26 protein-coding genes are annotated in these 22,723 nt (G+C 69.7%); 19 read left to right on the top strand and 7 right to left on the bottom strand.

Annotation, left to right across the window (positions count from 1 at the left end):
• Positions 1-26: 26 nt before the first annotated feature.
• A complete protein-coding gene (locus RAC81_RS06425; RefSeq protein WP_375081576.1) occupies positions 27-341 on the top strand; it encodes a potassium transporter Trk in 315 nt (104 codons plus the stop codon).
• A gap of 30 nt (positions 342-371) precedes the next feature.
• On the opposite strand, the gene RAC81_RS06420 is transcribed toward RAC81_RS06425, so the two are convergent.
• Positions 372-1,004, bottom strand: coding sequence for a zinc-binding alcohol dehydrogenase (locus tag RAC81_RS06420; protein WP_375081575.1), 633 nt, complete (start codon positions 1,002-1,004; stop codon positions 372-374).
• Between the two features lie 206 nt (positions 1,005-1,210).
• Here RAC81_RS06420 and RAC81_RS06415 point away from each other — a divergent pair, with 206 nt between their 5' ends.
• From RAC81_RS06415 to RAC81_RS06405, 3 genes are read left to right on the top strand one after another with little or no spacing between them, the layout of a single operon-like run.
• A complete protein-coding gene (locus tag RAC81_RS06415; RefSeq protein ID WP_375081574.1) occupies positions 1,211-2,011 on the top strand; it encodes a hypothetical protein in 801 nt (266 codons plus the stop codon).
• Positions 2,008-2,421 (top strand): phage holin family protein, encoded by a 414-nt coding sequence (locus RAC81_RS06410; RefSeq protein ID WP_096716209.1) that lies wholly within the window; start codon positions 2,008-2,010, stop codon positions 2,419-2,421. Before RAC81_RS06415 ends, RAC81_RS06410 begins: the two co-directional genes overlap by 4 nt.
• Positions 2,418-2,996 carry a DUF3618 domain-containing protein gene (locus tag RAC81_RS06405; RefSeq protein WP_375081573.1) on the top strand — a complete coding sequence of 193 codons (579 nt, stop codon included), beginning with the start codon at positions 2,418-2,420 and terminating at the stop codon, positions 2,994-2,996. Before RAC81_RS06410 ends, RAC81_RS06405 begins: the two co-directional genes overlap by 4 nt.
• Before the next feature lie 52 nt (positions 2,997-3,048).
• Here RAC81_RS06405 and RAC81_RS06400 read toward each other — a convergent pair whose 3' ends face one another.
• Positions 3,049-3,393: a UBP-type zinc finger domain-containing protein gene (locus tag RAC81_RS06400; RefSeq protein ID WP_375081572.1), complete on the bottom strand. Its 345-nt coding sequence runs from the start codon at positions 3,391-3,393 to the stop codon at positions 3,049-3,051.
• Positions 3,394-3,418: 25 nt separating this feature from the next.
• Entirely contained in the window at positions 3,419-5,095 is a 1,677-nt protein-coding gene (locus RAC81_RS06395; RefSeq protein ID WP_375081571.1) for an FAD-dependent oxidoreductase, read from the bottom strand.
• Between the two features lie 123 nt (positions 5,096-5,218).
• Between RAC81_RS06395 and purM the strand changes: the two genes are divergently transcribed.
• Genes purM through RAC81_RS06380 form a run of 3 tightly spaced genes read left to right on the top strand, consistent with a single transcriptional unit; the run spans position 5,219 to position 9,129 of the window.
• Positions 5,219-6,334: a phosphoribosylformylglycinamidine cyclo-ligase gene (purM, locus tag RAC81_RS06390; protein ID WP_375081570.1), complete on the top strand. Its 1,116-nt coding sequence runs from the start codon at positions 5,219-5,221 to the stop codon at positions 6,332-6,334.
• Positions 6,335-6,340: 6 nt separating this feature from the next.
• Positions 6,341-7,813 (top strand): amidophosphoribosyltransferase, encoded by a 1,473-nt coding sequence (purF, locus tag RAC81_RS06385; protein WP_375081569.1) that lies wholly within the window; start codon positions 6,341-6,343, stop codon positions 7,811-7,813.
• Positions 7,810-9,129 carry a CynX/NimT family MFS transporter gene (locus RAC81_RS06380; RefSeq protein ID WP_375081568.1) on the top strand — a complete coding sequence of 440 codons (1,320 nt, stop codon included), beginning with the start codon at positions 7,810-7,812 and terminating at the stop codon, positions 9,127-9,129. The genes purF and RAC81_RS06380 overlap by 4 nt, the downstream gene beginning before the upstream one ends.
• 167 nt (positions 9,130-9,296) lie before the next feature.
• Here RAC81_RS06380 and RAC81_RS06375 read toward each other — a convergent pair whose 3' ends face one another.
• Positions 9,297-9,485, bottom strand: coding sequence for a DUF3073 domain-containing protein (locus RAC81_RS06375; RefSeq protein ID WP_096716204.1), 189 nt, complete (start codon positions 9,483-9,485; stop codon positions 9,297-9,299).
• Positions 9,486-9,635: 150 nt separating this feature from the next.
• On the opposite strand from RAC81_RS06375, the gene RAC81_RS06370 reads away from it, so the two are divergent.
• Positions 9,636-10,178, top strand: coding sequence for a universal stress protein (locus RAC81_RS06370; protein ID WP_375081567.1), 543 nt, complete (start codon positions 9,636-9,638; stop codon positions 10,176-10,178).
• A gap of 113 nt (positions 10,179-10,291) precedes the next feature.
• Here the strand turns inward: RAC81_RS06370 and RAC81_RS06365 are convergent, their stop codons facing one another.
• Positions 10,292-10,918: a PadR family transcriptional regulator gene (locus RAC81_RS06365; RefSeq protein WP_375081566.1), complete on the bottom strand. Its 627-nt coding sequence runs from the start codon at positions 10,916-10,918 to the stop codon at positions 10,292-10,294.
• Positions 10,915-11,757, bottom strand: coding sequence for a DUF4097 family beta strand repeat-containing protein (locus tag RAC81_RS06360; RefSeq protein ID WP_375081565.1), 843 nt, complete (start codon positions 11,755-11,757; stop codon positions 10,915-10,917). The genes RAC81_RS06365 and RAC81_RS06360 overlap by 4 nt, the downstream gene beginning before the upstream one ends.
• 159 nt (positions 11,758-11,916) lie before the next feature.
• Between RAC81_RS06360 and RAC81_RS06355 the strand changes: the two genes are divergently transcribed.
• From RAC81_RS06355 to RAC81_RS06345, 3 genes are all read left to right on the top strand, one after another.
• On the top strand, positions 11,917-12,705 hold the full coding sequence (locus RAC81_RS06355; protein WP_375081564.1) for a MerR family transcriptional regulator: 789 nt from the start codon (positions 11,917-11,919) through the stop codon (positions 12,703-12,705).
• A 118-nt stretch (positions 12,706-12,823) separates the two neighbouring features.
• The gene (locus RAC81_RS06350) at positions 12,824-13,198 is read left to right on the top strand and encodes a hypothetical protein (RefSeq protein ID WP_375081563.1); all 375 of its coding nucleotides are present in this window, start codon (positions 12,824-12,826) and stop codon (positions 13,196-13,198) included.
• Positions 13,199-13,202: 4 nt separating this feature from the next.
• Complete coding sequence (locus RAC81_RS06345; RefSeq protein WP_375081562.1) at positions 13,203-14,021, top strand: nitroreductase family protein; 819 nt, start codon at positions 13,203-13,205, stop codon at positions 14,019-14,021.
• A gap of 6 nt (positions 14,022-14,027) precedes the next feature.
• Here the strand turns inward: RAC81_RS06345 and RAC81_RS06340 are convergent, their stop codons facing one another.
• Positions 14,028-15,554, bottom strand: a complete 1,527-nt coding sequence (locus tag RAC81_RS06340) for an FAD-dependent oxidoreductase (RefSeq protein ID WP_375081561.1) — start codon at positions 15,552-15,554, stop codon at positions 14,028-14,030.
• Positions 15,555-15,662: 108 nt separating this feature from the next.
• On the opposite strand from RAC81_RS06340, the gene RAC81_RS06335 reads away from it, so the two are divergent.
• The 8 genes from RAC81_RS06335 (at position 15,663) to RAC81_RS06300 (ending at position 22,708) form a co-directional block, all read left to right on the top strand.
• Entirely contained in the window at positions 15,663-16,052 is a 390-nt protein-coding gene (locus RAC81_RS06335; RefSeq protein ID WP_375081560.1) for a fluoride efflux transporter FluC, read from the top strand.
• Entirely contained in the window at positions 16,049-16,408 is a 360-nt protein-coding gene (locus RAC81_RS06330) for a fluoride efflux transporter FluC (protein WP_375081559.1), read from the top strand. Before RAC81_RS06335 ends, RAC81_RS06330 begins: the two co-directional genes overlap by 4 nt.
• A gap of 98 nt (positions 16,409-16,506) precedes the next feature.
• Positions 16,507-17,778, top strand: coding sequence for an ABC transporter substrate-binding protein (locus RAC81_RS06325; RefSeq protein ID WP_375081558.1), 1,272 nt, complete (start codon positions 16,507-16,509; stop codon positions 17,776-17,778).
• A 4-nt stretch (positions 17,779-17,782) separates the two neighbouring features.
• A complete protein-coding gene (locus tag RAC81_RS06320) occupies positions 17,783-18,742 on the top strand; it encodes a carbohydrate ABC transporter permease (protein WP_375081557.1) in 960 nt (319 codons plus the stop codon).
• On the top strand, positions 18,735-19,628 hold the full coding sequence (locus RAC81_RS06315; RefSeq protein ID WP_251584266.1) for a carbohydrate ABC transporter permease: 894 nt from the start codon (positions 18,735-18,737) through the stop codon (positions 19,626-19,628). Before RAC81_RS06320 ends, RAC81_RS06315 begins: the two co-directional genes overlap by 8 nt.
• A 3-nt stretch (positions 19,629-19,631) precedes the next feature.
• Positions 19,632-20,693, top strand: coding sequence for a LacI family DNA-binding transcriptional regulator (locus tag RAC81_RS06310; protein ID WP_375081556.1), 1,062 nt, complete (start codon positions 19,632-19,634; stop codon positions 20,691-20,693).
• 42 nt (positions 20,694-20,735) lie between these two features.
• Entirely contained in the window at positions 20,736-21,917 is a 1,182-nt protein-coding gene (locus RAC81_RS06305; protein ID WP_375081555.1) for a Gfo/Idh/MocA family protein, read from the top strand.
• Between the two features lie 197 nt (positions 21,918-22,114).
• Complete coding sequence (locus RAC81_RS06300; protein ID WP_375081554.1) at positions 22,115-22,708, top strand: TetR/AcrR family transcriptional regulator; 594 nt, start codon at positions 22,115-22,117, stop codon at positions 22,706-22,708.
• Positions 22,709-22,723: the final 15 nt, after the last annotated feature.

Genomic DNA, 22,723 nt, shown 5'->3' with positions numbered 1-22,723 from the left:
ACAGCAGACGGTGGGACAATGGAGTCATGTCCTCCCACGAAGTCCCCGAGACGGTCGAGGCGACTGTCCGTCGCGTACCGCGCTACGGCGTGTTCATGGGGATCGGCGTCGTCGTCGGCATCATCGTGGCCGGCATCCTCACCATGGTCGGCAGCTACGAGCCGTCCGACGCCGCGAACGTCGTCTATCCGCCCGGCCAGGTCTTCGGCTTCCTGCTGCTGTGGACGGTTCCGATCGGCCTCGCGCTCGGCGGTGTCGTCGGCCTGATCCTGGAGCGGGTCTCTCGGCGCCACGATCGCACGGTGCGCGTCGAGCACGAGACGATCGTCACGAACGACTGACGCCCCGCTTCAGGCGAGGCTGACCCCCGCTCAGGCGAGTTCGGCGATGATCGGACGGATCGCCGAGTCGAACGACACGACGTCGCGCCGCAGCCCGTCTGTCACCGCGACGGTCAGCGTGCCGATCCACCAGATGCCGCGCTGCGAGAACGGCAGCACCTGCACGTTCAGCTCGAAGGAGTGCGCCCGGCGGCCGATGTCGCGCTCGAACTCCGCGATCGCGCTGGCGTACGCGCGGTAGGACTCACCGTTCGTGGTGCCGGCTCCCGACCGGGTGCCCATCGAGCTGCGGATCGACGTGAGATAGCGGTCATGCGCGACCCGCGCGAAGTGCAGGACGGATGCCGCGTGGGGTGCCACGGCCTCGCGCAGCTCGTCAGCTCCTGAGGCGGGCAACGCGACGAGGGTGTCGAACCCGTCGACGAGCTCGAGCGGCACGCCCGACGGATGGGCGCGCGGTTCGACCGTCATATCCCAGTACTCGCGCCACTGCTTCTCGAGCGCGGGGTTCACCTCGGTCGCATCCGGGGCTCTGACCGGGAGATCACGCAGACTCGGCAGATCGTCGGGAGCGCGGATGCCGATGGCCTGCCGCAGCGCCAGCGCGACGAGCACGGAGACGCTCGCGTCCTCGCGGATCAGCCACTGCGGCTTGTCGGCCATGGCCCCATCGTATGTGTCGCTCGCCGCCGTGCGGCAGTCCCGGCGCGGATCCGGACGGTCGAATCCCGAGCGGATGCGGTTGCCGTCGCGCGCGCGGCACAGTAACCCTCTCAGGGCGCGCACGTCAACCCTCGCGACCCGCCTCGAACGCGAGCGTAGACCCGTAACCCACGCCGGTGATCACCGGCCGCAGCGAGAGGAACAACATGTCACAGAGTTATGGCGAAGGGGCCCCGGCCTCCGGCGCAGACTCCTCGGAATCCTCCGGAGTCGTGCAGACCGCGAAGGACGAGGCGATCGGCCTGACCGGAACCGCGTCTGAGCAGGCGGCAGGCGTGGTGGAGACCGCGAAGGCCGAGGCCGGTGCCGTCGCACACGAGGCGAAGGACCAGGTGAAGGACCTGTACCGACAGACCCGCGACGAGCTGCGCGACCAGGCGGCCGTGCAGCAGCGCCGAGTCGCCGAGGGGCTGCAGTCGGTGGGCGGCGAGCTGAAGACCATGGCCGACGGCGCAGAGGGCGGCGTCGCAGCCGACCTCGTGCGACAGGTGTCGACGAGGGTGCAGGGCGTCGCGGGCTGGATCGGCGATCGCGATCCGGGGTCGCTCCTGTCGGAGGTCACCTCCTACGCGCGCCGCAAGCCCGGCACGTTCATCGCCGTCGCGGCGGCCGCGGGGCTGGTGGTCGGGCGGCTGACGAGGGCCCTCTCCGAGAGCGCGGCCGAGAGCAGCTCGCACGGCGCATCCTCCGGATCGAACGACGCCGGTGCCACCGGTTCCGCGGCGACGGGCGCGACGGGTTACGCCTCGACGGCGGGTGCGGGCCCGACCGGTGCCGTTCCGCCGCCGGTGCCGCCGGTGCCGGTGGGCGAGCCGACCGGGCTGCCGGGGTCGCCGGGCGCCGCGCGGTATGACACCGACGTGACCCCGCCCCTCGAAGGCAGCGACACCCCGCTCTACGACCGTGCGGGCGCCGCGCACGATGCGCCCGGAGAGGAGCGACCATGACAGACCCGACGCCCTCCGAGCGCAAAGCCGAGACGACATCGCTCGGCGACCTGCTGGGAGAGGTCACATCCGACCTGTCGACGCTGATGCGGCAGGAGCTCGAACTCGCCAAAGCCGAGCTCAAGCAGTCGGCGGCGAGGGCGGGTCGAGGCGCGGGAATGCTGGGCGGCGCCGGATACGCGGCGCTCATGGCCGTCTTCTTCCTGTCGGTCGCCCTCTGGTGGGCGCTCGGCTACCTGACCGGCCTCGGCTGGTCGGCGGTGATCGTCGCCGTCATCTGGGCGCTGATCGCGCTCGTCCTGTTCCTGATGGGACGCACACAGCTGAAGAGCGTCGAGGGGGCGCCGCGCACGGTCGAGACCGTCAAGCGCATCCCGGACGCAGTGAAGAGAAACGAGGAGAACCGATGAGTGATTCGCCAGACGCCATCCGCGCCGACATCGAGCGCACCAGGCAGGAGTTCGGACGAGACGTCGACGCTCTCGCTGACAAGGTCACGCCGTCGAAGGTCGTGCACCGGCAGACGCAGAAGATGAAGGGCGCCGTGCGGTCGGTCGTCGACCGCGTCATGGGCGCAGCCGACGATGCGGGCAGTGCCGTGTCGGATGCCGGCTCGTCGGCGGCCTCCGCTGTCGGAGGCGTCGGCCACAGCGCCGTGCACAAGGCGCAGGGCAATCCGCTCGCGGTGGGGCTGATGGCGTTCGCCGCCGGGCTCGTCGCGGCGGCACTGATTCCGGCCTCGCAGAAGGAGAAGGAACTCGCCGAGGAGGTCAAGGAGAAGGCGCAGCCGCTGGTTGACGAGGCGACGTCGGCCGCGAAGACCGTCGGGGAGCACCTCAAGGAGCCGGCTCAGGAGGCGGCGGCCGCCGTCAAGGACGAGGTGACGGATGCCGCGTCCCACGTGAAGGACGAGGCCGTCTCAGCGGCCGACACCGTCAAGGACGAGGCGGAGCAGGCGCGCGACGCGGTCGCGGACCAGCGCTGACGCGGTCGGATGCGGTGCGGATGCCGTCACGGCTCCGCACCGCATCCTCGTGTCAGGTATGGATGAGCTCTCGCCAGTTGCCCGGCACGCGTCCGGCGGGGCCAGGGGATGGCTGATCCTGCGGCCTGCTGGTCGGAGCCGCGAGCTCCGGTCCGTCGAGGACCGTCTCGTCGACGTAGTCCCAGAACCACTCCTCACCCGGTTCGAAGCTCTGGATGAGACGGTGCCCGCTGTCGCGGAAATGGGCGGTGGCGTGCTGGCCGGGCGATGTGTCACAGCATCCCACGTGCCCGCAGGCGGCGCAGCGCCGCAGGTGAACCCAGAAACCCTGCTGCTCGTCGCACTCCACGCATCCCGTGCCGGACGGCGCGACGTTCAGGTCGATGTCGGTGCTCATCTCTCTCCCTTGCGAACTCTCGGTCTCAGTAGGCCAGCGCGCGGTGGACGGACGCCACGGCACTCGATCCCTCGCCGACGGCGGCGGCGACCCGCTTCATCGATCCACGACGCACATCACCCGCCGCGAACACGCGCGGCGCCGACGTCTCGAACGGCAGCGGCTCGCGGCCCAGGCCCTGCCACTGGTCGAGGGTCTGCACGGCGACGTCGGTGCCGGTGCGGATGAATCCCTCGGGGTCGCGATCGAGCGTCGGCAGCCACGAGGTCGCCGGCGTCGCGCCGATGAAGCAGAACAGGCCGCGGGCGTCGACGTCGCCCACGGTGTCGATGCGCACCGATTCGAGTGTGCCGTCGCCGTCGAGCCCGACGACGTTCGACGAGGTGTGCACGCGCACCCGCGGGTCGTCGGCGAGCCGATCGGCGAGATAGCTCGACATCCGGGTGCCCAGGTGCTCCCCGCGGACGACGAGGTGCACGGGGGAGCCGTGGGCGGAGAGGTACAGCGCCGCCTGGCCGGCGGAGTTCGCGCCGCCGACCACCACGACGGGCTTGCCCTGCACCTGACGCAGCTCGAGCGGCGTCGCGGCGTAGTAGACGCCGGAGCGCTCGAAGTCCTGCCAGCGGTCGAGGTCGAGGCGGCGGTACGCGGCACCCGACGTGACGATCACGCTGCGCGCGCGGATGAGGCGGCCGTCCGACAGGGCGACGTCGAGCAGGCCGGGGGCGACTCGCGTCAGGCCGGTCGCCTCGCACGGAGCGTAGACCCGCACGCCGAACTTCAGCGCCTGCAGGATCGCCTGGCCGATGAGATCCCCGCCGCTCACGCCGAACGGGAAGCCGAGGAAGTTCTCGATGCGGGAGGTCGCCGCCGCTTGACCACCCGGCGCGACGGCGTCGAGTAGCACGGTGCTCAACCCCTCCGAGGCGCCGTAGATGGCGGCGGCGAGACCGGCGGGACCCCCGCCGACGACCACGAGGTCGACGACCTCGTCGGCCTGCGCCTGGTAGCTCAGTCCGAGGTGCTCGGCCACGAGACCGGGGGTCGCTCGCAGCAGCGGCTCACCCTGGATGTACGCGACGGGCAGGTCGTCGACCGTGATCTCGTGCGTGTCGAGCGTGCCGAGGTCGCCCGGTGGCAGGGCCACGGCCTTGTGCACGAGGTCGAGGCGCTCGGCGAAGCGGCGCAGGGCGAGGAAGTCGTTCGAGGAACCCGTGCCGACGAACTTCAGTGTCATGGCCGCGGGTCCCGTGCGCAGGGATTCGCGCCGCGCCCAGAGCGCGTGCAGGATCAGATCGCACAGCTCGTCGTCCTCGTTCATGAGGGCGCGCAGCTGCGCTCGTGTCACGCGGTGGACGCGGCCCGCTTCGGTGACCCGAGCGGAGAGGAAGGCGCCCTGACCGTTGAGCAGACCGAGCTCCCCGGCGAACGTACGTGGACCCATCGTCGTGATGACGACCTCTCCGACCCAGCGGAGCGCGTCGCGGACGACCTCGACCTCTCCCGATTCGATCACGATCAGGTCGTACTCCGGCTCCCCGGTGCGGAACACGTAGTCGCCGACGGCGACGTCCTCGGCGGTGCCGGCGGCTATCAGCCGCTCCCATTGCTCGTCGCTCAGGGTCGGCGACATCACGGCATCCATCTCCACGGGGTCGACCTGCTCCTCCGCTGCTCCCACCTGGGCTCCCTCCGGGCTCATCGGATGCCAGTCTCGCCCGCAGCGCCCCTTCTGTCCATGGCTGATCCGTCGGTCCCGCGCGTGCCGCGCTGTCGAGCGCCGGATCCGGCGAACCGGTGCCCCGGCGGGCGGTAGTCTGGACGGGTGGCTGCCTCCCCCACCAACCCCTATTCCGAAGCCGGCGTCGATACGGCTGCCGGTGATCTCGCGGTCGAACTCATGAAGTCATCGGTTCGTGCGACGCACGGACCGGAAGTGCTCGGCGGAGTCGGCGGATTCGCCGGACTCTTCGACGCGAGCGCTCTGCGCGACTTCCGTCGTCCGCTGCTGGCGACCAGCACCGACGGCGTCGGCACGAAGGTCGCGATCGCGCAGGCGATCGACAAGCACGACACGATCGGTCAGGACCTCGTCGGCATGGTCGTCGACGACATCGTGGTGATGGGCGCGAAGCCGCTCTTCATGACCGATTACATCGCCTGCGGCAAGGTCTTCCCCGAGCGCATCGCCGACATCGTCCGCGGCATCGCCGAGGCGTGCTCCGCGACCGGCACCGCTCTGGTCGGCGGCGAGACCGCCGAGCACCCCGGGCTCCTGGGCCCGCGCGACTACGACGTCGCGGGCGCGGCCACCGGTGTCGTCGAGGCGGATGAGATCCTCGGCGCCGAGCGCGTGCAGGACGGCGATGCCGTGCTCGCGATCGCCTCCAGCGGACTGCACTCCAACGGCTACTCGCTCGTGCGACACATCGTCACCAACGCCGGCATCGGCTACGGCGACAACGCCGCCGACTTCGGCACGACGTGGGGCGAGGCCCTGCTCGAGCCCACCCGCCTGTACACCCTCCCTCTCCTGCGTCTCATCGCGGCGCTCGACGGCGGAGTGCACTCCCTCAGTCACGTCACCGGCGGCGGCATCGCCGCGAACCTCGCCCGTGTGCTGCCCCAGGGCAGCTGGGCGGAGGTCGACCGTGGCACCTGGTCGCCCAGCCCGGTCTTCCGGGTGCTCAGCGACATCGCCGGTTCGACTCTGGAGTCCGCGGAGGGGACCTGGAACCTCGGGATCGGATTCCTCGCGGTCGTCGCGGCGGACAAGAAGGATGCCGCGATCGCGGCCCTCGACGCGGAGGGCATGCCCGCGTGGCAGGTCGGCACGGTCGGCTTCGGGCAGCGCCCGAGCGGCGAATTCGAACAGGGCGCCAAGGGCGTCGACGGCGGAGCGGTGCGCCTGGTCGGCGCCTACGCGGACGGAGCGAAGTAACCACCCATGTGCGGCATCGTCGGAATGGTCGGGACGGCCCCGGTCAATCAGGACATCTACGACGCTCTCCTCCTGCTGCAGCACCGCGGTCAGGACGCGACGGGCATCGCCACGGCGGAGGCCAACGGCGTCATGCACAACGCGAAGGCGCAGGGCATGGTTCGTGAGGCGTTCCGCACCCGCGACATGCGCGGACTGCTCGGCAACGTCGGCCTCGGCCACGTCCGCTACGCGACCAAGGGCACCGCGTCGAGCGAGGAGGAGATGCAGCCGTTCTACGTGAACGCGCCCTACGGCATCATCCTCATCCACAACGGCAACCTCACGAACACGCGTGAGCTGACCGCCGACATGGCGAAGCGCGACCGCCGTCACCTCAACTCCTCGAGCGACACCGAGCTGCTGCTCAACGTGCTCGCGGGAGAACTGCAGAACACCACGTCGACGGTCGACCTCGACCCCGAGCGCATCTTCGAGGCGGTCGCCCGCACGCACGAGCGCATCGAGGGCGCGTACGCGGTGATCGCGGTGATCGCCGGATACGGTCTGCTCGCATTCCGCGACCCCTTCGGCATCCGTCCGCTCATCCTCGGCCGTCGTCCGTCGACAGTCGAGGGCGCGAAGGGCAAGGACGAGTGGGTCGTGGCGAGCGAGTCGCTGGTGCTCGAGAACGGCGACTACGAGGTCGTGCGCGAGGTCGAGCCCGGCGAGGCCGTGTTCATCACCAACGACGGCGAGCTGCACACCAAGCAGTGCGCGACGGAAGCGACCCTCGCGCCGTGCGCGTTCGAGTACGTCTACCTCGCGCGGCCGGACTCGGTCATGAATGGCATCTCCGTCTACGAGTCGCGCCTGCGCATGGGTGAGCGCCTCGCCGACACCATCGCGAAGCATGTGCCGATGGACAAGATCGACGTCGTGATGCCGATCCCCGACTCCGCGCGGCCGGCCGCGATGGAGGTCGCCCGCAAGCTGGGCATCGAGTACCGCGAGGGGTTCTACAAGAACCGCTACGTCGGCCGCACCTTCATCATGCCCGGCCAGGCGGTGCGCAAGAAGAGCGTGCGACAGAAGCTGAACGCCATGTCGACCGAGTTCCAGGGCAAGAACGTGCTGCTCATCGACGACTCGATCGTGCGCGGCACGACCTCGAAGCAGATCATCCAGATGGCTCGGGATGCCGGTGCCACGTCTGTGACGTTCGCCTCCGCGGCGCCGCCCGTGCGGCATCCGCACGTCTACGGCATCAACATGCCGTCGCGCCACGAGCTCATCGCGCACGGCCGCACGATCCCGGAGATCGCGGAGGAGCTGGGCTGCGACCACCTGGTCTACCAGGAGGTCGACGACCTCAAGGCCGCCATCACGGAGGGATCGGTGCTCTCCGACCTCGACATGAGCTGCTTCGACGGCCGGTACGTGACCGGCACGGTCTCCGACGAGTACCTCGCGTGGGTGGAGGGGTCGCAGACCTCGTGACGACGGGGTCCCCGAGCTCATCGCAGGGGCTGCCGCTCTGGCGCGGCCGAGCTCTCGCGCTGATCGGCATCGTGCTGGTCGCGTTCTCGCTGCGCTCGGCCGTGGCATCCCTCTCACCGGTCATCGACCACGTCGCCGAGGACTTCCCGGTGTCGTCGGTGGTCGCCGGTCTCATCGGCGCCGCACCACCCGTGTGCTTCGCGCTGTTCGGTCTGCTCACGCCACTGGTCGAGCGCCGGTTCGGGCTCGAGCGCATCGCCGTCGTGGCCATCTCGCTCATCGCCGCGGGCCTTCTGCTGCGCGGGCTCTCCGTCGATTCCACGACCCTGCTGGGGGCGACGGTCGTCGTGTTCGCCGGCGTCGGGTCGGGCAACGTGCTGCTGCCGCCCCTGGTGAAGAAGTACTTCCCCGACCGACTCGGCATCATGATGACCGTCTATTCGACGACGATGGCGGTGTCGACGTTCGTTCCACCACTGGTCGCCGTACCCGTCGCGGACTCGGCCGGCTGGCGCGTCTCGCTCGGGATGTGGGGCGTCTTCGCGGCGATCGCGCTCGTCCCATGGATCGTGATGATCGTGACGAGCCGCACGGACGGGCCGGCGCTGGCGCCGCCGATCGTGAAGCCGTCGATCGAGGCGCTCGAGAACCCCGATCCGGCATCGGTGTCGACCGGACCGATCGTCACGCGCCCGGCCAACCCGCGTGTCTTCGGGCGACTGTGGCGGCTGCCGATGGCGTGGGCCGTCGCGCTCGTCTTCGGCACGTCGTCGACGCTGGCCTACGTCTCCTTCGCCTGGCTGCCCGCGATCCTCATCGAGGTCGGCGGGGTCAGCGCCGCGGACGCGGGCCTCCTGCTCTCGCTGTTCGGCCTCATGGGGCTGCCCTGCTCACTGATCGTGCCGTTGCTCATCGTGCGCTTCCACGCGACGCGACCGGTGTTCTTCGTCGGGATAGCGGCGGGCCTGGCGGGCCTCGCCGGTCTGCTGTTCGCGCCGACCGTCGCGCTTCCACTGTGGGTGGTGCTCTTCGGCCTCGGGCCCATCCTGTTCCCGCTGAGCCTCGTGCTGCTCAGCATCCGCGCCCGCACGCCCGAGAGCGCGGTCGCGCTCAGCGGCTTCGCGCAGAGCATCGGCTACGCGGTCGCGGCGGCCTTCCCGCTGCTCATCGGCCTGCTGCACGAGACGACCGGCGGATGGCAGGTGCCGCTGTGGCTGCTCGTCGGAGTACTGCTCGCCGCGATCCCGGCCGGGCTCGTCGCCGGCCGCCGTCGCACGATCGAAGAGGATTGGGAACGCCGCTACGGGCGTTGGTGAGCGATCCTCGCGCGACGATCCGCGGACGCGGTCACGATCAGCGGATCATCGCCTCGGATTTGTCAGCGGATCGGGACCGGATCAGCGGATCGGGACCGGATCGGTCCTCTCGGACACGACGAAACCCCCGTGCGGTGCACGGGGGAGACGACGAGACGAGAGGGCGGTCAGGCCTTCTCTAGTTCGTCCTCGTCTTCGTCGGCGTACTCGTCTGCCCACTTGTCGACGTACTCGTCTTCCGAGTCGCTCGGGTGACCGAGCTCTCGTTCGAGCGCCGAGTAGTTGACGGACGGACTGAATGACTTCAGTTCGCGGGCGATTTTGGTGTGCTTCGCCTTCTGACGGCCACGGCCCATGCCAGAGACCCCCTCACGAGTTGAGCTGCGGGCTAGCTGGGGCCCGATGCATTCACGACACCGGCTCGAGGCCGGTAAGAGTAGCATTCAGAATAGCACGCGGGTAGACCGCACTGCCTGATAGCAAGGCTGGCGAAGGGAGCGATCTCGATGACCGACAACACCTCTTCTCCCTCGGACGAGGCCGTCCAGAACGCGACACTGCAGAAGGCGGTGATCGTCGGCATCCAGCCGGGGCAGAGCCCTCGTGTGATTCAGGAGGCATCGCGTTTCGCCCGCCTCCTGCGGGTGCCGCTCGTCGTCGTGCACGTCGACGTCACGCGCTTCGTGACGTATGAGGATCCGGACGGATACGTGCACTCGGCTCCGATCGACATCAACTTCGACGCGGGAACGGCGGAGTTCGAGGCCGTGCAGGCCGAGGCGGCGAAGGCTCTCGAAGGGACGGGGCTGATTTGGACCGCCCGGCAGCTCGTCGGCGATCCGGCGCTCGCGATCAAGGCGCTCGCGAACAAGCTCGACGCCCAGCTGATCGTAGTGGGCACGCGCAAGCGCGGCATCGGAGAGTCGATCCGCGAGTTCTTCACGGGATCGGTAGCCGCGCGCCTCGCTCACCGGCAGCATCGGTCCGTGCTCGTGGTGCCGCTCGAGGAGCCGGTGCCGGATTCGCAGCCCGAGATCTGGACGGAGTAGGCCCGATCTTCGGTACCGACGGCTGACGATCCCCCGCCTGGCTGGCTGTATGAGCCGAATCGGCCAGCCAACCGAGGGATCGTCAGCCGTCTGAGCGGCTTCCGAGAAGGACGTCAGCGCGAGAGCGACGACAGGGCGACGGTGATGCCGCGGGCGGCGGCATCGAGCCCCGCTTCGAGCTCGTTCACCACGGATGCCGGCAGGCGCCCGCCCTGGGCGACGTGCGTGCGGAGGTCGGTTCGGACCCGGGCGCGGAACGCGTTGATCACGGCATCCGCCCGGTGGAGCTCCTCACGGCTGACGATGCGCTCCTCGTCTCCCGCCGTGCGCGGGCGGGACTTGGATGCCGCGCGGTCGTCCTTCTCGGCGGTGGCGAAGTCGGCCCGCAGGCTCTTCATCGCCTCCTTGACGCTCTGGCGCACCTCGTTCGCGATCAGCCGCACCGAGTCGGTGAGTCCCGCCTCGATGCCCGCGAGGTCGCCCTCACGGGAGGACAGCTCGGCGCGTCCGGCATCCGTGATCGCGTAGATCGTGGTGCGGCCGTCGACCGTCTTCGAGACGAGTCCCTCTTCCTCGAGCTTCGCGAGTCGCGGGTAGATGGTGCCCGCGCTCGGCGTGTAGGTGCCGCCGGTGCGGTCGGTCAGGGCCTGGATGATGCCGTACCCGTGCTGCGGGGATTCCGCGAGCAGCGACAGCAGGTACAGGCGCAGGTCTCCGTGAGAGAAGACGGCGGGACTCATGCTTCCTCCCATTCGGCGTCGTTCTCGATCGATGCGGGGGTGCGGCGCAGCACCGTCACGCCGCCCGAGACCGAGTTCGCGCGCAGGTCGACGAATCGTCCGGCGAGCTCGCCCGTGGACCCGGTGTAGTTGTTGATGCCGGAGGAGCCGCGCTCGACGCCGTCGATGAGGAGTCGTCCGCTGAGCGAGCGGATGACGTAGTTGGCGGCGAGGGACTCGTCGAGCCGCACGGTGGTGCCGCCCGAGACCGAGTTGATGTTGATGGTGTTGACGTCGCCGGCAGCGTCGACGAGCGTGGAGCCCGACACGGTGTCGACGGTCGCCTTGCGCACGGTGCCGGTGATGGCGACGTCACCCGAGACGCTGTTCGCCGTGATCGAGCCGGTCAGCCCGCGCACCTGCACATCGCCCGACACCGAGTTCACGGTGATGTCGCCGATCAGCGTGTCGACGATGAGGTCGCCCGACACGGTGTTCAGGCGGGCGTCGTTGCGGATGCCGGAGACGAGCGCACCGGCGCTGACGACGCCGAGGGTGAGGGCGATCGAGCGCGGCACGGCGATGCTGACCTCGGCCTTGGGGCCGCCCGAGCCGAAGTTGCGGAACACCTCGAGGAAGTTGTCCCAGCCCAGCTGCGGGTGGTCGATCTCGACCTCGCCGTCGTGGGACTCGATGCGGAGGTCCTTGGTGGTGACGCCGTGCACCTCGATGCGGATGCCGGGTTCGTCGTGGGCGATCACGTCGACCTGCCCGCCGACCAGACCGACCTTCAGCCGGCTGACGTTCTCGATGTCGATGACGCGTTCCTCGCCCGGGGCGATGAGCCACTTCTCGGTCATGTCTGCTTCTCCTGTGTTGAGACGGATCACGATATATCGTGTTGCGACAGCGTAACACGATATATCTCGATCGTGTCAACGGATCGTGAACGTGGAGGCTTGACCTTGACGCAACGTCAACTTCTACGGTGGAGTCATCGAACGAACCGAGGAGGAGAGATGAGCGGACGGGAGTGGTCGATCCAGGAGATCGCACGCCTCGCGGGCACGACCAGCAGAACCCTTCGTCACTACGACGACATCGGTCTGCTGGCTCCGACCCGCATCGCGCCCAACGGCTACCGCCACTACGACGAGGCCGCCCTCGTGCGTCTGCAGCGGATCTTGCTGCTGCGCGAGCTCGGACTCGGGCTCCCGCAGATCGCCGACGTGCTCGACACCGGTTCGCGCACGACGACGGAGGCCTCGGCCCTCGAGACCCACCTCGCGCTGCTGCGCGAGGAGCAGAACAGGCTGGCGCGCCAGATCGCGTCGGTCGAGAGCACCATCACGGCACTGAGAGGAGGTGAAGAACTCATGGCAGAGAACATGTTCGACGGCTTCGATCACACGCAGTACAAGCAGGAGGTCGAGCACCGCTGGGGTCGGAAAGCGTACGCCGACGGCGACCGCTGGTGGCGCGGGATGACGGAGGCCGAGCGCGCCGATTGGCAGCAGCGCGTGTCCGATCTCGGACGCGACTGGATCGCCGCCGCCGAGAGCGGTGTCGATCCGGCATCCGCTGAGGCGCAGGACATCGCCCGCCGCCATGTCGAGTGGCTCACGGGCGTCCCCGGCACGCCGGCGTCGGCGCCCGGCGGAGACGTCAAGGCATACGTGATCGGCCTCGGCGAGATGTACGTCGCCGACCCACGCTTCGGCGCGAACTACGCGACGTCGTCCGGTGGCACGCACGGCGCCGAGTTCGTCCGCGACGCGCTCCGCGTGTACGCGGAGGCGAACCTCTAACGACCCCGCCGACACACCCCCTTGGGTGCGAGCCACCCCCTTGTGGCTCCTATCCAAAGGGGTGTTTCGCGCGCAAGGGGGTGGCTCGGCAGAGGGTGTCCGGGCGTAGTGTCGTGCCATGGGCCACCGTCGCACGCGCACGAATGCGGCTCCGCTGTTCGTCGCGGCGACTATCGCCTACGCCGCGAACGCCGCCCTCGGCACCGCCGTCGCGGCACGGGTCATCGACACGCGAGGGTTCCGCTGGGTGCACCACGCGCTCTACGTGTCGACGTGCATCACGACGGCCGCCGCCGTCAGCGCCGCGCTCTGGGCCCGCCCGAAGGCCGCGAGTCGCCGGGCCGCGGCATCCCTCGCTCCGGCGATCGTGCCGCTCGCGGCGATCCCGTATCTCGGCACGCACACGCGTCGGCACCCCCTGGTCGCGCTCGCCGCGGCCCCCTTCCTCGTCGCGGGCCTGGTGTGCTCGCGCATCCCCTCCGACCGGAAGTGAACGCATGGAACTGCTCGATGTCATCCGCCGCCGCAAGACCACGAACGGGCCGTTCCTGCCCGATCCGGTGTCGGAGGAGCATCAGCGCATCCTGCTCGAGGCGGCGGGCCGCGCGCCCTCGCAGCTGAACAGCCAGCCATGGCGCTTCGTCGTGATCGAGAACCGGGACACGATCGACAGGATCGCGCAGATCTCGGGCGAGAGCATGACGGAGGCGATGTCGAACGGCACGTTCTTCGAGCGCTACAAGCCGTACTTCCGCTTCAGCCAGGCCGAGATGGAGGAGAAGCGCAGCGGGATGCTGTTCGACAAGCTCCCTGCGGCCCTGCGGCCCTTCACGAGTCAGGTGTTCACGAAGCGCGGGCAGAAGCTCATGAACACCTTCGGTGTGCCCAAGACCCTCGGGGAGGAGAACCACAAGCTCGTCGCCGGCTCTCCGCTGCTCCTCGGGGTCATGCTCGACCGCAGCGAGTACCGGCCGGGGCAGCTCTCGTCGTTCTACTCGGTGTTCAGCATGGGCGCCGCGATGGAGAACGTGTGGCTCACGACGGTCGAGCTCGGGATGGGGATCCAGTTCATCTCCTTCCCGATGGAGGTCCCTGGCAAGTGGGAGGAGATCGTCGACCTGCTGCACGTACCGGACGACCTCGAGCTCATGGCCGTCTACCGCCTCGGCTACCTGCCGCACGACCAGCGCCGCCCGGCCATCGACTGGTCGAGCCACCAGCGGAAGCTCGTGTCGCAGTACGTGTTCCGCGAGACCTGCGAGCAACCCCAGCAGGGGTGGGACGCCCCTCCCGCGGAGGCTAGCGCCCGCGACTGACGGGATTCAGTCCTCCGGGGTGCGGGGCAGCTTCTTCAGATCGCTGAGCGCCGGGCCCTCGATGCGTGTTCCGTCGGCGGTGAAGCGGGAGGCGTGCAGCGGGCAGTCCCACGTGCACTCGGCGTCGTTCCAATCGAGGACGCCCCCGAGGTGCGGGCACACGGCGTCGACGGCTCTGGTGACGCCGTCGACGGTCGAGATGCCGACCGGGAGCCCTCCTCGGTTCGCAACGACGCCCTCGCCCTCGGCGGGCTGAGGCACGGGCACGGGGGTCTTCTCGGCATCCACCCAGCCCTTGGTGGCGGCAGCGGCGACCTTGACGCCCTCGACGGCACCGCGGGCGAGGTCGGCCGGCACCGTCAGGCGCGTGCCGATCTTGACCATCCAGCCGGGACGGTCGTGCCAGCTCGCGCCGAGGATCTCCGTGGTGAGTCGCAGTGCCGCAGCCGGGGCGTTCGACAGCCCCCACTTGGCGTAGCCGGTCGCGAAGCGGATGCGTCCGAGACCCCGCGGCATCGCACCCACGAACGGGATCTGGTTGTGCGACTCGTAGTCCTGCGCCGACCAGCGGTGGGTCTCCTCCGCGCCGGGGAAGAACTTCTGCGTCCACTCGACGAGCTCGTCGACAGCGGCGCGCTCGCCGTCGGAGCGCCCGACCGGGTGGCCGTTGCCGCCGACGACCAGCTGCGCGGTCGCGCCTGGCCCGTCGGACGCGGACACGGGCCGGATGGACCGCGTCGGCTGGTCGGTCGAGATGAACGTGGAGTCGGGGATGCCGCCTGGCACCCGGAACGACACGCAATACGACCGAAAGGCCCGCATCTTCGCGAAGTACAGGCCGCGGTCGAGGATCGGATACCCGGTCGCGATGACGATGTGCTGGGCGAACAGGGGACCTGCGGTCGTCTCGACGCGGGGGTCGGGAAGCGCGTGCGCCGCCGTGACGCGGACTCCGGTGTGCAGCGTGCCGCCCGCGGACAGGAGCTCTGTCGCAAGCGCCTCGCTCACGCGCATCGGGTCGATCGTGACCTGGTCGTCGAGGGCCACGGCACCCGCGGCCGGGAAGTCGACGTTCAGCTCGCCGCGCGTGAGCATGCGCGTCGGCAGCCCGGCCTCCTGCGCTGCGGCGTGCTGCGCGCGCACCGATTCCAGTCCGTCGGCCGTCTGCGCGTAGGTGTGGTCGATGCGTCGTTCGTACGGCACTCCGGCGTGGTCGGCGAAGGATGTGAGCCAGTCCATGCCGGCGCGGTTGCCGTCGACGTAGGCCTGCAGCAGCTCCGCGGAGTGGTGGCGGCGGATCTCGGCCAGCCGTTGCGCCTGCAACAACGAGAGCTTGCCGGTGTTGCCGCCGGACGCGAGTTCTCCCACCGACCCCGACTCCAGTACCGCGACGTCGAGCCCCGCTCGGGTCAGCATCACGGCGGTCGAGAGACCGGTGAGACCGGCGCCGACGACGATGACGTCGTGTCGAGCTCCGGGGTCGAAGGGAGTGCCTGTGGGCGGGGTGCGGTCGAGCTTCCACAGCGGCTTCATGTCATCAGTGTTCGCCCCGAGCCCAGGGGCTGCACAGCGGGTTGACATTCATCGGCCGCCCTGCGACGGTCCGCCGGGGCCGGATCGGCGCCCGGCTAGAGTTGCCGGGTGACTGTCCGCCGCGTGCTCCTCGTGTTCCTCGGGGGCACCGTGGGCACAGCGGGTCGACTCGCGCTCGGCCTCTGGATCACGGATGCCGGCGGCTTCCCGCTCGCGACGTTCGTCGTCAACGTCATCGGCGCGTTCCTCATAGGACTCCTCGCCGCGCGGATGCCGCAGACCGCCGACCTGCGCGTGCTGCTCGGCACCGGGGTGCTCGGCGGCTTCACGACCTACAGCGCCTTCATGACCGGCACCGTGCAGCTCTGGTCCGTCGCGCCGGTGCTCGCCGCGGTGTACGCGGTGGGCAGCCTCGTGCTCGGACTCGCCGCCGCCGCGCTGGGGCTGCGCCTCGGTCGGCCACGCAACTCCGCAGCCGGGGCGGGGGCCGCGCCGTGAGCCCGCTGCTCTTCCTGGGCGCGGCGCTCGCCGGGGGAGCGGGCGCGGTGCTCCGGTACGTCCTCGACCTGGCCGTCGGATCGATCGCGGGTCGTCGGTTCCCGTGGGGCATCCTCGTGGTGAACCTCACCGGCTCGTTCGCCCTCGGCGTCGTGACCACCGCGCTGCCCGATGCCGCCTTCCTCGTCGGCGCCGGTCTGCTCGGCGGGTACACGACCTTCAGCACCGCCATGCTCGACGCCGTCGCGCTGTGGCGGGACGGCGAGCGCGCGGCATCCGTCTTCGACTCTCTCGGGATGCTGGTGCTCGGCCTGGCGGCTGCGGCTGCCGGGCTGCTGCTCGGCGCACAGCTCTGACACCTCTTGCGCGGCGCGCGGGTGGCGGGCTACTCTCTTGCTAATCGTTTAACTGCTAAACGTTTAACAAGGACCTGCACCCGTCGAAGGAGACACCGATGCCCCGCACCTCCCACCGCGCCCTGGGCGGCCTCGCCGCCGCCACGGCGGCCGTCGTCTCGCTCACCGCCTGCTCCTCGTGCACTGGGGGCGGCGAGTCCTCCGGGGGAGATGTCACCCTCAGCTACGCGATCTGGGACGAGAACCAGAAGCCCGCGATGGAGGAGATCGCCGCAGCGTTCGAGAAGGAGAACCCGAACGTCACGATCGACATCCAGGTCACGCCGTATAAGGAGTACTTCACGAAGCTGCAGACCGCGGCGACCGGCGGCTCGGCGGCGGACGTGTTCTGGATGAACGGTCCGAACTTCCAGCTGTACGCCTCGAACGGCCAGCTCGCGCCGCTCGACGACGCCGGGGTGGATGCCGAGGACTACCCCGAGGGGCTCATCGACCTCTACACGTTCGACGGCACGCTCTACGGCGCCCCCAAGGACTTCGACACCGTCGCGCTCTGGTACAACAAGGCGCTGTTCGACGCGGCAGGAGTCGCCTACCCCGCCGCGGGGTGGACGTGGGACGACTTCACCGCCGCCGCCGCAGCCCTCACCGATCCCGCGACCGGCCAGTACGGCGTCGCGGCGAGCCAGTACGGTCAGGAGAACTACTACAACTCGATCGCGCAGGCCGGCGGCGAGGTCATCTCGGCCGACGGCACGGAGTCGGGCTACGGCACCCCCGAAGCGCTCGAGGGCATCGAGCTGTGGACCGACCTCATCGAGGCGGGGTCGTCGCCGACCGCCCAGCAGATGACCGACACCAACCCCGAGGACCTCTTCCTCTCGGGCAAGGTCGCGATGTTCCAGAACGGCTCGTGGGCCGCGATCGCCTACGGCGAGAACGCCGACATCTCCGACCAGGTCGACGTCGCGCCGCTGCCGGAGGGGCCCACGGGGAACCAGAGCGTGATCCATGGCGTCGGCAACGTCGCGAACGCCAAGAGCCCGCACCTCGCGGAGGCGAAGGCGTTCGCCGCATTCGCGAGCGGCGAGCAGGCCGCGAAGATCCAGGCCGAGACCGGCACCGTGATCCCCGCCTTCCACGACACGCAGCAGGCCTGGGTCGACGCGCAGCCGCAGTTCGACCTGCAGGTCTACATCGACGCGCTCGACACCGCCGTGCCCTACCCCGTCTCGAAGAACACGTCTGCGTGGACGAGCATCGAGAGCGAGGTGCTGTCGCAGGTCTGGTCGGGTGCCGTCACGCCCGAGGCCGGGCTGAAGGACCTCGCCGAGCAGATGCAGGCGGCGCTGGACGCGGAGCAGGAGTGACCTCATGACCGTCGTCGCCTCGCGCGAGGCCGTGCAGACGGCGCGGATGCCGGAGGCGCAGCGCCCCGGCATCCGTCGCCGCCGGCGCACGCCGGGCGCCTCGCCCTGGTGGGCGCTCGTGTTCCTCGGCCCCACAGCCCTCGGCATCGCCGTCTTCTACCTGTGGCCGACCGTGCGCACGCTCATCATCTCGTTCACGAAGTCCGGACCGTTCGGCGGGTCGGAGTGGGTGGGCGTCGAGAACTACGCGCGTCTGTTCCAGGACCCCGAGCTGATCGGCGCACTGCGCAACACCGCGATCTACACGGTGATCGCGCTCATCGGCATCCCGCTCGCGGTCGCGATCGCGGCGCTGCTGAACACCACGGGCCTCAAGGGGCGCAGCGCCTATCGCACCCTGTACTTCATCCCCGTCGTGACGATGCCCGCTGCGATCGCGCTCGTCTGGCGCATGATCTACAACGGCGACTACGGCGTGCTCAACGCCGCGCTCGGCGCCGTCGGCATCGACGGCCGCAGCTGGCTGACCGACCCGAGCACTGCGCTCGTGGCGATCGCAGTCGTCGGCATCTGGGCGGGGCTCGGCACGAACATCGTGATCTTCCTCGCCGGTCTCCAGGGCATCCCCGACACGATCATGGAGGCGGCCGACCTCGACGGCGCCGGCCCGGTGCGCAAGTTCTTCTCCATCACGATCCCGCTGCTGTCGCCGTCGATCTTCTTCGTCAGCGTGATCAGCGTGATCAGCGCGCTGCAGGTGTTCGACCTCGTCTACATGATGCTCGGTCGCAGCAACCCGGCCATGCCGAACACCCGCACGGTCGTCTACCTGTTCTACGAAGCGGGGTTCCTCGACAACGATCGCGGCTACGCGGCCGCCGTCGCCTTCCTGTTGCTGCTCATCATCCTGGCGCTGACGATCGTGCAGTTCCGCCTGCAGAAGAAGTGGGTGCACTATGAGTGACCTCTCCCTCGACACCCGCGCGATCGTGGGCGCCGACGCATCCCGTCGCCGCCGTGCGGCCGGGACGCCGAAGAACCGCGGCCTGTGGATCGTGCACCTCGTGCTGATCGTGGGCGCCGTGCTCATGGTGTTCCCCTTCATCTGGCAGCTGCTGACCTCGTTCAAGACGCTGTCCGACTCGGTGCAGGTGCCGCCGAGCCTGCTGCCGCGCGAGTGGGTGTTCACGAACTTCGCCGAGGTGTTCGACTCGATGCCCTTCGCCCAGATGTTCGCGAACTCGGTGCTGCTCACGGTCGGCCGCACGGTCGGACAGGTCGTGCTCTGCACCATGGCCGGATACGCGTTCGCCCGCATCCCGTTCCCCGGCCGCAACGCCCTGTTCGTCGTGTTCCTCTCGGTGCTCATGGTGCCCTCGCAGCTCTACCTGCTGCCGCAGTACGAGATCATCCAGTCGCTCGGCTGGCTCAACACGCTGCAGGCGCTGATCGTCCCCGGCATCTTCAGTGCCTTCGGCACGTTCCTCATGCGGCAGTTCTTCCTGTCGATGCCCGCCGAGCTCGAGGAGGCGGCGCGCATCGACGGCGCGAATCCGTGGCAGACCTTCTGGCGGATCATGGTTCCGCTCGCGAAGCCTGGCATCATCGCACTTGTGGTGTTCACCGTGCTGTGGTCCTGGAACGATCTGCTCTGGCCCCTGATCGTGACGACCGACCCTGCCAGGATGCCGCTGTCGGTCGGGCTGTCGCAGCTCGTCGGCATCCACGGCACCGACTACCCGGTGCTCATGGCCGGTGCGCTGCTCGCGACCCTGCCGATGCTGGTGACCTTCATGATCCTGCAGCGGCAGTTCATCCAGGGCATCGCGTTCAGCGGATCGAAGGGCTGACCCATGGCGGAGCGCAGACAGCATCCTCCCCGGCGCCCGACGCTGCGGATGGTCGCCGAGCGAGCCGGGGTGTCGACAGCGACCGTGTCGTACGTGTTCTCCGGACGCGCCGGCTCCGCATCCGGTGCCGGTGTCGCCGAGGCGACGGCTGCGAAGGTCCTGGCCGCCGCCGACGAGCTGAACTACCGCCCGAACAGCGCCGCGCGCGCGATCAGAACCGGGCGCTCCGGCATGGTTCAGCTCTCGCTGCACATGCTCAGCGACCCCTGGTCGCTCGCGGTCGCCGATGCCGTCAACGTCGAGGCGAACAAGCACGGGCTGACGACGCTGATCCTCGCTGACGGCGACTGGCACGCGGCGCTCGACCGGGTCGAGAGCGACGTGGCCTACCTCGACGGCATCGGACTCGACGAAGACGCCGTGGGCAAGCTCGGCGACCTCGTGCGCCGGGGGCAGCGCCTGGTGGTGTTCACCGAACGACCGCTCGACCCGGACGGCTTCGACGTCGTGCGCTCGGATGCGATCCCCGGCTGCGAGATCGCGATGGACCACCTGCTCGAGCGCCACACGAGGATCGGCGCCCTCACGGCGGAGGGCGCGGTGCGCCTCGCGCCGACGCAGGTCACGCGGTACACGCCCTACCTCGAGCGCATGGCCGCGTCCGGCCTCGATGTCGACCCCGCGTGGACGGCGACGTACGGCGACTCGCAGTCGAGCGCCTTCGAGGCCGCCGTCGGGCTGCTGTCTCGCGAGGACCGCCCGGAGGCCATCTACGCGACGACCGACTTCGCCGCGATCGCGGCGATCAACGCGGCGCACATGCTGGGCCTGCGGGTGCCGCACGACGTGGCGGTGGTCGGCGTGGGCAACACCCCCGACGCGCAGCGGGTCGCCCCCACCCTCACCACGGTGGGCCCGACCGACTTCTTCGACAGTCAGGCGCGCATCATCATCGACCGCGCGCTCGCTCCCGACGACTCCCCGCCCCGGGTCCACGAGTTCCCCTGGTCGCTCTTCCCCGGAGCGTCGACGGATCTCGATTCCGCGGCATCCCGCATTCGCTGACGCAGACGTCACGCACTCTCTCTCGACCCCAGAAGGACCATCGTGGATCTCTCCATCGGAATCATCGGCTTCGGCGCGCGCGCCACCCTCCGCGACGAGGTGCACCGCCCCGGTGCGGGCTCGCGCATCACTGCGGTCTGCGACCCCTCGGAGCGGGCGCGCGACGACGCGCGCCGCCTGCTGCCCGACGCCCTCGTCACCGACTCGCTCGACGAGCTGCTCGCCTCGGGGGTGGATGCCGTGATGGTGCTGACGCCGGACGACACCCACGCCGCGCTCAGCATCCGCGCACTCGAGGCCGGCGTCGCGGTGTTCTGCGAGAAGCCTCTCGCGATCGACCTCGCCGACGCCGACGCCATGCTGCGCACTGCGCGCCGCACCGGGAGCCGCCTCTACATCGGCCACAACATGCGGCACATGCCCGTGATCACGCTCATGCGCGGCCTGATCCAGGACGGGCGCATCGGCGACGTCAAGGCCGTCTGGGTGCGGCACTTCGTCGGGCACGGCGGTGACTACTACTTCAAGGACTGGCACGCCGACCGCCGCCGCACCACCGGGCTGCTGCTGCAGAAGGGGGCGCACGACATCGACATCATCCACTGGCTCGCCGGCGCCTACACCGAGCAGGTCGCGGCGATGGGCGAGCTCAGCGTGTACGGTGCGATCACCGACCGCCGGGAGCGGCCGGGGGAGCGGATGCCGGACTGGTTCAGCGTCGACAACTGGCCGCCCGCATCCCTCACCGGACTCAACCCCGTGGTCGACGTGGAGGACATCTCGATGGTGAACATGCGGCTCGCCGGCGGCATCCTCGCCTCGTACCAGCAGTGCCACTTCACGCCCGACTACTGGCGCAACTACACGGTGATCGGCACGGAGGGGCGCATCGAGAACTTCGGCGACACCGCCGGCAGCGAGGTGCGCCTGTGGAACCGCAGGCACCGCGGTGCCGCCGACGCCGACGAGACGTTCATCGTGCCCGAGGTCGTCGATGCCGGACACGACGGCGCCGACGCGCTGCTCGTCGCCGAGTTCCTGCGGTTCGTGCGCGACGGCGGCCTCACCGAGACGTCGCCGGTCGCCGCCCGCGAGGCGGTCGCCGCCGGCATCCTCGCGACGGAGTCGTTGCGCGGAGACGGCTCGGCGATCGAGGTCCCCGCACTGGATGCCGACCTCGTCGCCTACTTCGAACGCGGTCAGGTGGAGGCCTCCGCCGCCTGAACGGCCCCGCCGCTTTCGCCGACGCCCCTGCTGGTCGCCGACGCCCCGTCTGATTCGCGTCGACCAGACGGGGCGTCGGCGCTCAGGCGGGGCGCCGGCGTTCGACAGGAGGGATGCAGGGCCAGGCGCCGGGCGAACGCTCAGCTTCGACGGGCAAGATGTACAAACGTACATGTACGCCCGTACAGGAGGTTCGGATGAGCGAGGTCACCCGTCGCCGTCGCGACCCCGAGGCGCGTCGCCGTGAGATCGTGACCGCCGCCGCGGAGCTCATCGTCGAGATCGGCGTCGACGCCCTCACGCACCGCAAGGTGGCGACGCGGGCAGGCGTGCCGCTCGGCGCCACCACGCAGTACTTCGCGACCCTCGACGATCTGCGCGAAGCAGCCCTCGATGCGCTCGCCGCCGAGATCCAGGGGCGCATCGAAGAGACCAGGCAGGCCGTCGTCGCGGAGGGCGTGACGCCGGCCGGCATCGCCCGTCTCGTGCGTCAGGCCCTCGACGACGCCCGCGCCGTGCACGCGGACCGCGCGGTCGTCACCGCCGCCGTTCACGACCCCCGCGTGCGAGCGTTCGCGCGCCAGTGGTCCGACGAGATCGTCGGCTTCATGGCGCCCGTCCACGGCCGCGACCGCGCCAGGGCGGCAGCCGTCTTCATCGACGGCGTACTCTGGCACGCACAGATCCACGACGAGCCGCTCGACGAAGAGCTGATCCGAGACGCCCTCGCCGGGATCCTCTGTCCCGCACCGGCGTCCGCACCCGCACCCACCGCCGCAGCATCCGCCTGACCGACAGAGAGAGAA

The sequence above is a fragment of the Microbacterium sp. CR_7 genome, assembly GCF_041954755.1.
Classification (GTDB): Bacteria; Actinomycetota; Actinomycetes; order Actinomycetales; family Microbacteriaceae; genus Microbacterium.
Note: the sequence above shows the minus strand (reverse complement) of the source record. Positions and strands in the feature narration are given on the sequence as shown.

What these genes read in the sequence shown, in the direction of transcription:
- RAC81_RS06425 (WP_375081576.1), top strand. Translation starts at nt 27, where the DNA reads ATGTCCTCCCACGAAGTCCCCGAGACGGTCGAGGCGACTGTCCGTCGC.
- RAC81_RS06420 (WP_375081575.1), bottom strand. Translation starts at nt 1,004, where the DNA reads ATGGCCGACAAGCCGCAGTGGCTGATCCGCGAGGACGCGAGCGTCTCC.
- RAC81_RS06415 (WP_375081574.1), top strand. Translation starts at nt 1,211, where the DNA reads ATGTCACAGAGTTATGGCGAAGGGGCCCCGGCCTCCGGCGCAGACTCC.
- RAC81_RS06410 (WP_096716209.1), top strand. Translation starts at nt 2,008, where the DNA reads ATGACAGACCCGACGCCCTCCGAGCGCAAAGCCGAGACGACATCGCTC.
- RAC81_RS06405 (WP_375081573.1), top strand. Translation starts at nt 2,418, where the DNA reads ATGAGTGATTCGCCAGACGCCATCCGCGCCGACATCGAGCGCACCAGG.
- RAC81_RS06400 (WP_375081572.1), bottom strand. Translation starts at nt 3,393, where the DNA reads ATGAGCACCGACATCGACCTGAACGTCGCGCCGTCCGGCACGGGATGC.
- RAC81_RS06395 (WP_375081571.1), bottom strand. Translation starts at nt 5,095, where the DNA reads ATGAGCCCGGAGGGAGCCCAGGTGGGAGCAGCGGAGGAGCAGGTCGAC.
- purF (WP_375081569.1), top strand. Translation starts at nt 6,341, where the DNA reads ATGTGCGGCATCGTCGGAATGGTCGGGACGGCCCCGGTCAATCAGGAC.
- RAC81_RS06375 (WP_096716204.1), bottom strand. Translation starts at nt 9,485, where the DNA reads ATGGGCCGTGGCCGTCAGAAGGCGAAGCACACCAAAATCGCCCGCGAA.
- RAC81_RS06370 (WP_375081567.1), top strand. Translation starts at nt 9,636, where the DNA reads ATGACCGACAACACCTCTTCTCCCTCGGACGAGGCCGTCCAGAACGCG.
- RAC81_RS06365 (WP_375081566.1), bottom strand. Translation starts at nt 10,918, where the DNA reads ATGAGTCCCGCCGTCTTCTCTCACGGAGACCTGCGCCTGTACCTGCTG.
- RAC81_RS06360 (WP_375081565.1), bottom strand. Translation starts at nt 11,757, where the DNA reads ATGACCGAGAAGTGGCTCATCGCCCCGGGCGAGGAACGCGTCATCGAC.
- RAC81_RS06355 (WP_375081564.1), top strand. Translation starts at nt 11,917, where the DNA reads ATGAGCGGACGGGAGTGGTCGATCCAGGAGATCGCACGCCTCGCGGGC.
- RAC81_RS06350 (WP_375081563.1), top strand. Translation starts at nt 12,824, where the DNA reads ATGGGCCACCGTCGCACGCGCACGAATGCGGCTCCGCTGTTCGTCGCG.
- RAC81_RS06345 (WP_375081562.1), top strand. Translation starts at nt 13,203, where the DNA reads ATGGAACTGCTCGATGTCATCCGCCGCCGCAAGACCACGAACGGGCCG.
- RAC81_RS06340 (WP_375081561.1), bottom strand. Translation starts at nt 15,554, where the DNA reads ATGAAGCCGCTGTGGAAGCTCGACCGCACCCCGCCCACAGGCACTCCC.
- RAC81_RS06325 (WP_375081558.1), top strand. Translation starts at nt 16,507, where the DNA reads ATGCCCCGCACCTCCCACCGCGCCCTGGGCGGCCTCGCCGCCGCCACG.
- RAC81_RS06320 (WP_375081557.1), top strand. Translation starts at nt 17,783, where the DNA reads ATGACCGTCGTCGCCTCGCGCGAGGCCGTGCAGACGGCGCGGATGCCG.
- RAC81_RS06315 (WP_251584266.1), top strand. Translation starts at nt 18,735, where the DNA reads ATGAGTGACCTCTCCCTCGACACCCGCGCGATCGTGGGCGCCGACGCA.
- RAC81_RS06310 (WP_375081556.1), top strand. Translation starts at nt 19,632, where the DNA reads ATGGCGGAGCGCAGACAGCATCCTCCCCGGCGCCCGACGCTGCGGATG.
- RAC81_RS06300 (WP_375081554.1), top strand. Translation starts at nt 22,115, where the DNA reads ATGAGCGAGGTCACCCGTCGCCGTCGCGACCCCGAGGCGCGTCGCCGT.